The organism is Nodosilinea sp. LEGE 07298 (genome assembly GCF_015207265.1).
GTDB lineage: Bacteria > Cyanobacteriota > Cyanobacteriia > Phormidesmidales > Phormidesmidaceae > Nodosilinea.
Genome location: NZ_JADEXE010000347.1, coordinates 1 through 6537 on the forward strand (window position 1 = coordinate 1; position 6537 = coordinate 6537).

Here is a 6537-nt window from a genome sequence, read left to right on the forward strand (position 1 = left end):
CCCCCGCCCCCACCTGCACCCAAACGGGCCGCGTCCACTCCATCGAAACCTGTGGCACCGTCGATGGCCCCGGCATTCGGTTTGTGGTGTTTACTCAAGGCTGCCCCCTGCGCTGCCTCTACTGCCACAATCCCGACTGCCAGGAGATCCACGGCGGCACGGTGATGACGGTGGACGAGATCATGGCTCAAATTGAGCACACCAAAACCTACCTGCGCAACGGCGGCGTCACCGTCAGCGGTGGCGAACCCCTCATGCAGCCTGAGTTTGTGGCCGAAATCTTTCGTCGCTGCCACGCAATGGGGCTGCACACCGCACTAGATACCTCCGGCTATGTCCACATTGAAGCAGCAGAACCGGTATTAGAAAATACCGATTTAGTTTTATTAGATATCAAATCTTACAATTCCGATTTGTTTCATAAAGTTACCAGCGTTTCTATCGAACCCACGCTAAATTTTGCACGATATTTAGCCAAAATTAACAAGCCCGCCTGGATACGATTTGTGTTGGTTCCCGGCCTCACCGATCCCGAAGAAAACGTAGTGGGTTTGGCAGAATTTGTGGGCAATCTAGATAATGTTGAACGGGTAGAGGTTTTGCCCTTTCATAAGATGGGAGAATATAAATGGCAGCAATTGAGTTTGCCCTATGTCCTAGGCGACACTCAGCCACCTACACCAGAACGGGTTGAGCATGTCATTCAAATATTTCGAGACCACGGATTAACTGCTGTTTAAGCTTTCATTCCATGCTCTCTTGAAGAGGTTTTTATGGACGTTCAAGTTACTTATCAAAATGGTGTAAAATTTCAGGCTAGCTGTCGAGGGCACCAAATTCTGAGTGATCAGTCCCTAGATAGCTACGGTCAAGATGAAGGCATGACTCCGCCAGAATGGTTTCTCTCATCCCTAGGGGCCTGCGTTGGGTTCTATGCTGTGAAATATCTCGAAGCTCGCCACCTAGCCACCAGCGGATTGGAGATCGCTGTCACCGCTGACAAGGTCACCGATCCCCTGCGGATCGACCATATCCATATTCAAGTTAAGTCTTCGATGCCCATTGAACCCCGTCACCAGAAGGGGCTAGAGCGAGCGGTAGATGCCTGCATTATTCACAACACCCTCACCCATCCGCCGACAATAACGACTGAGGTTTTATCGCCTGCGATCGCGGAATAAATTGCGACATGAAAGCCTCACCGTAGGGTGGGCACTGCCCACCATTAAGCCATTTTAGAAAAATGAGTTTTTCCTGTTCACAATACTGCCTCACACGATTCCTCCTGCCCCCCTCAGTAAGTGAGGCAACAAGGAATCTGTTACAGCAAGAATGTAGGGGGATCGATGCTAGGCGTAAATCATTTCTCTCCATCGTAGATGTCATCTAATTAGCAAGCCCTTTTCATCCCTCCGCCTTTTTTATCTCCAGCCCATCTCAGGAAGAGACTATGTCCACAACCAATCTGACCGAACTCGAAACCCTGATTCAGCAGGTCAAAGCCGCCCAGGCGCAGTACGCCACCTTTACCCAAGAACAGGTCGATCACATCTTTCGCGCTGCCGCCCTGGCTGCCAATGCCCAGCGCATTCCCCTAGCCAAAATGGCGGTGGCCGAAACCGGCATGGGCGTGGTCGAAGACAAGGTGATCAAAAACCACTTTGCCTCAGAATATATCTACAACAAGTACAAGCACGAAAAGACCTGCGGCACCCTCGAAAAGGATGAGGGCTTTGGCATTGAAAAAATTGCCGAACCCGTGGGGATTCTCGCTGGCGTTGTACCCACTACCAACCCCACATCTACTGCTCTCTTCAAAGCGCTGATCGCCCTCAAAACCCGCAACGCCATCATCTTTTCGCCCCACCCTCGGGCCAAGCAGTGCAGCATTGCCGCCGCCAAAATCGTGCGCGATGCCGCTGAGGCTGCCGGTGCCCCCGCCGGGCTGATTGGCTGGATCGATGAACCCACGGTGGCCCTCTCCCAGGCGCTGATGCAGCACCCCGACATCAAGCTGATTCTCGCCACAGGCGGCCCCGGCATGGTGAAAGCGGCCTACTCCTCGGGCAACCCCTCCTTGGGGGTGGGGGCGGGCAACACCCCAGCGGTGATCGACGCCAGCGCCGATTTACCGATGGCGGTAAGCTCCATTTTGATCAGCAAAACCTTTGACAACGGCATGATCTGCGCCTCAGAGCAGTCCGTTGTGGTGGTAGATGCCATCTACGAGCAGGCCAAGGTCGAATTTTTGGCCCGAGGTGCCTATGTGCTCAGCCCAGAGGAAACCGAGGCCGTGCGGCAGATCATTCTCAAGGATGGGCGGCTGAATGCGGGCATTGTCGGCCAGTCGGTGGAGAGCATTGCTGCCCTGGCGGGCTTTACGGTACCCGAAGGGATCAAAGTGCTGATGGGCGAGGTGGAAGCCGTGGGCACCGAGGAACCTTTTTCCTACGAAAAGCTGTGCCCCATTCTGGGCTTTTACCGCGCCAAAGACTTCTATGCCGCTGTCGATATAGCCTCTCAGCTGGTGCAGTTTGGCGGCAAGGGCCACACCTCAGTGCTCTACACCGACCCCGCCAACCGCGACGACATTGCCACTTTTGAGAACGCCCTGCAAACCTCGCGGGTGCTGATCAATACGCCCTCATCCCAGGGGGCGATCGGCGATCTGTATAACTTCAAGCTCGACCCGTCGCTGACGTTGGGCTGCGGCAGCTGGGGCGGCAACTCAGTGTCGGAAAATGTTGGCCCCCACCATTTGCTCAACATCAAAACCGTTTCCCAGCGGCGGGAAAATATGCTGTGGTTCCGGGTGCCGCCAAAGATTTACTTTAAGTCGGGCTGTCTGCCGGTGGCCCTGCGGGAGCTGGAGGGGAAAAAGCGAGCCTTTTTGATTACTGACAAGCCGCTGTTTGACCTGGGCATGCTGCACTCGATTACCCAGGTGCTCGACGAAGTGGGCGTCGAGTGGGATGTGTTCCATGATGTGGAGCCCGACCCGACCCTGAGCAACGTGAACCAGGGCCTGGAGCGGCTGCGGCGGTTTGAGCCTGACGTTCTGATTGCCATCGGCGGCGGCTCGCCCATGGATGCCGCCAAGGTGATGTGGCTAATGTACGAGCAGCCCCAGATCGAGTTCGAGGGGCTGGCCATGCGATTTATGGATATCCGCAAGCGAGTGTACGAGCTGCCCGCCCTGGGCCAAAAGGCGCAGCTGATCTGCGTTCCCACCACCTCGGGGACGGGCTCTGAGGTGACCCCCTTTGCGGTGGTGACCGACGATCGCGTCGGCATCAAGTATCCCCTGGCGGACTATGCCCTGACGCCGAATGTGGCGATCGTTGACCCGGCGTTGACCCTGCACATGCCCCGCAGCCTCACCGCCTTTGGCGGCATCGACGCGCTGACCCACGCCCTGGAGGCCTACGTGTCGATCATGGCCAGCGACTTTACTGACGGGCTGGCGCTGCAGGCGATTAAGCTGCTGATGGAGTATCTGCCCCGCGCCTACAAAAACGGCGCGGCAGACCCCGAAGCGCGAGAAAAAGTCCACTATGCCGCCACGATCGCGGGTATGGCCTTTGCCAACGCCTTTTTGGGCGTATGCCACTCCCTGGCCCACAAGCTGGGGTCTACCTTCCACGTGCCCCACGGTCTGGCCAACGCGCTGATGATCAGCCACGTCATCCGCTACAACGCCACCGATGCGCCCTTTAAGCAGGCGATCTTCCCGCAGTATCGGTTCCCCAATGCCAAACACCGCTATGCAGAAATTGCCGACCACCTGGGGCTGGGGGGCATCACCGACGACGAGAAGGTGCTGTTGCTGGTGGATGCGATCGAAGATCTCAAACAGCAGGTAGAAATTCCGCTCACCATTCGCGAAACGCTGAATGCCTCGGAGCAGGACTTCTACGACCACCTGGAGCTGATGTCGGAGCAGGCCTTCGACGACCAGTGCACCGGAGCAAACCCCCGCTACCCGCTGATTCGCGACATGAAGGAGCTGTACACGCTGGCCTACGGCGGCTGCCGGGTGGATGCCACCCTGTATCACCAGCCCGACCTGGCCCCCGAACTGACCACGGTGTAGCAATCGTAGTGCCAGCCGTAGGGTGGGCATTGCCCACCAAAGTCTAATGCCTACACCTCAATCCACGTCCACCAAGGTCTAGGGTCTACACCCCAGGATAAAGGTGGGCAGTGCCCACCCTACGCAGATGGATGACTACGTTTCGATTCGCCTAGTCGTATAGATAACGTTGACGCTGTACCCCCTCTATAAAGGGGGAAAGGCTCCTATCGAACCCCCATGAGACCGTGAATTCTCGCGAGGATTTAACCATGCTGAGCTGCCCCGATCCGGTGACGGATCTTTGGAAAACTGGGATTCATCCCCTCGATCCGATCTTTGCGCCCCGGTCAGTGGCGGTAATTGGCGCTACTGAGCGCCCCGGCAGCGTCGGCCGCACGGTGCTGTGGAATTTGATCAGCCATCCCTTCGGCGGCACAGTGTACCCGATCAATCCCAAGCGGCGCAACGTGCTGGGCATTCAGGCGTTTGATCGGATCGCCTCCCTGCCCGAAGCGCCCGATTTGGCCATCATCGCCATTCCGGCCTCAGGTGTACCCGAGGTGGTGCAGGACTGCGTCGATGCCGGGGTGAAGGGGGCGATCATTCTCTCGGCGGGGTTCAAAGAAACTGGTGCCGAGGGCATTGAGCTGGAGCGGCAAATTAAGGCGATCGCCCAGGGTCGCCTGCGCCTAATTGGTCCCAACTGTTTGGGCATTCAAAACCCGCTAACCGGGCTCAACGCGACTTTTGCCAGCCAGGTGGCGCGGCGCGGCAATGTGGGGTTCATCAGCCAGAGCGGGGCGCTGTGCACCTCGATTTTGGACTGGAGCCTGCGGGAAAACGTCGGGTTTAGCGCCTTTATCTCCCTGGGGTCAATGCTGGATGTGGGCTGGGGCGACCTGATCGACTACCTGGGCGATGACCCCCACACCCACAGCATCGTCATCTATATGGAGTCGATCGGGGATGCTAGGGCGTTTCTGTCGGCGGCGCGGGAGGTGGCCTTGAGCAAGCCGATCATTGTGATTAAAGCGGGGCGCACCGAGGCGGCGGCCCAGGCGGCGGCCTCTCACACCGGATCGTTGACCGGCAGCGATGCGGTGCTGGATGCCGCTTTTCGCCGCTGCGGCGTGCTGCGGGTTGACCACATCGAAGAGCTGTTTGACACCGCTGAAGTGCTGGCCAAGCAGCCGCGCCCCCGGGGCGATCGCCTCAGCATTATTACCAATGCGGGTGGCCCTGGGGTGTTGGCCACCGACGCCCTGATTCGCGCCGGGGGTACTCTGGCGGAGCTGTCTGCCGCTAGCGCTGAGGCTCTGAATGGGGCGCTACCTGCACACTGGAGCCACCACAACCCCATTGATATTTTGGGCGATGCTGAACCGGCCCGGTTTGCCCAGGCGCTAAAAACCATTTTGGCTGACCCCGATAGCGACGGCTGCCTGGTGGTGCTCACCCCCCAGGCCATGACCGACCCGACAAAAACCGCCCAGGCGGTGGTGGATACCTGGCGGGCCAGCGGCTCAACCCAACCGATTTTGGCCAGCTGGATGGGCGGGGCTGAGGTGGATGAGGGGGAGGATATTCTCAACCGAGCGGGGATACCCACCTATCGCTACCCCGATCAGGCGGCGCGGCTGTTTGGGCTGCTGTGGCAGCACAGCTACGCCCTCAAAGGGCTTTACGAAACCCCGGCTTTGACTACCAACCACGGCATCGATCGCGCTACCGTCGCCACCATTCTGCAAGTGGCCCAGACCGAAAAACGCGACCTGCTCACCGAGACCGAGTCAAAGGCGGTGCTGGCGGCCTACGGCATTCCGGTGGTGCCAACGCAAATTGCGGCGACGGTAGAGGAGGCGATCGCCGCCGCCGACACCATCGGCTACCCCGTGGTGCTCAAGCTCTACAGCCACACCCTCACTCACAAAACCGACGTTGGGGGTGTGCAGCTCAACCTCGACAGCAGCCATGCCGTCGCTCGGGCCTTCGATCGCATTCTCACCAGCGTTACCGAAAAGGCGGGGGCCGAGCACTTCCAGGGCGTTACCGTGCAGCCGATGATCCGGGTCGATGGCTACGAGCTGATTTTGGGCAGCAGCCAAGACCCTCAGTTTGGCCCGGTGCTGGTGTTTGGCACTGGCGGCCAACTAGTGGAGGTGTTTCAGGATAGTGCGATCGCGCTGCCCCCCTTGAACAGCACCCTGGCCCGCCGCCTGATGGAAAACACCTTAATCTATAAAGCGCTTCAGGGCGTGCGGGGTCGCCAGGCCATCGATCTCGATGCCCTAGAGCAGTTGCTAGTGCAGTTTAGCCAGCTCGTCGCCGAGCAACCCGCGATTGAATCGATTGACATCAACCCGCTGCTGGCTTCCCCCAACGGTCTGCTATCGCTGGATGCGCGGGTAATTTTGCGATCGCAGGATGGCTCCTCACTGGCCTCCTCATCCATACCCCTAGCT

4 protein-coding genes are annotated in these 6537 nt (G+C 58.5%); all 4 read left to right on the top strand.

Going from position 1 to position 6537, the window contains the following annotated elements:
* Positions 1-740, top strand: a 740-nt coding sequence (pflA, locus tag IQ273_RS28850; protein ID WP_228054095.1) for a pyruvate formate-lyase-activating protein, incomplete at its 5' end; no start/stop codon positions are given.
* Positions 741-773: 33 nt separating this feature from the next.
* Positions 774-1181, top strand: a complete 408-nt coding sequence (locus IQ273_RS28855) for an OsmC family protein (protein WP_194026557.1) — start codon at positions 774-776, stop codon at positions 1179-1181.
* Positions 1182-1450: 269 nt separating this feature from the next.
* Complete coding sequence (gene adhE, locus IQ273_RS28860; RefSeq protein ID WP_194026558.1) at positions 1451-4093, top strand: bifunctional acetaldehyde-CoA/alcohol dehydrogenase; 2643 nt, start codon at positions 1451-1453, stop codon at positions 4091-4093.
* A 251-nt stretch (positions 4094-4344) separates the two neighbouring features.
* Positions 4345-6537, top strand: a 2193-nt coding sequence (locus tag IQ273_RS28865; RefSeq protein WP_194026560.1) for an acetate--CoA ligase family protein, incomplete at its 3' end; no start/stop codon positions are given.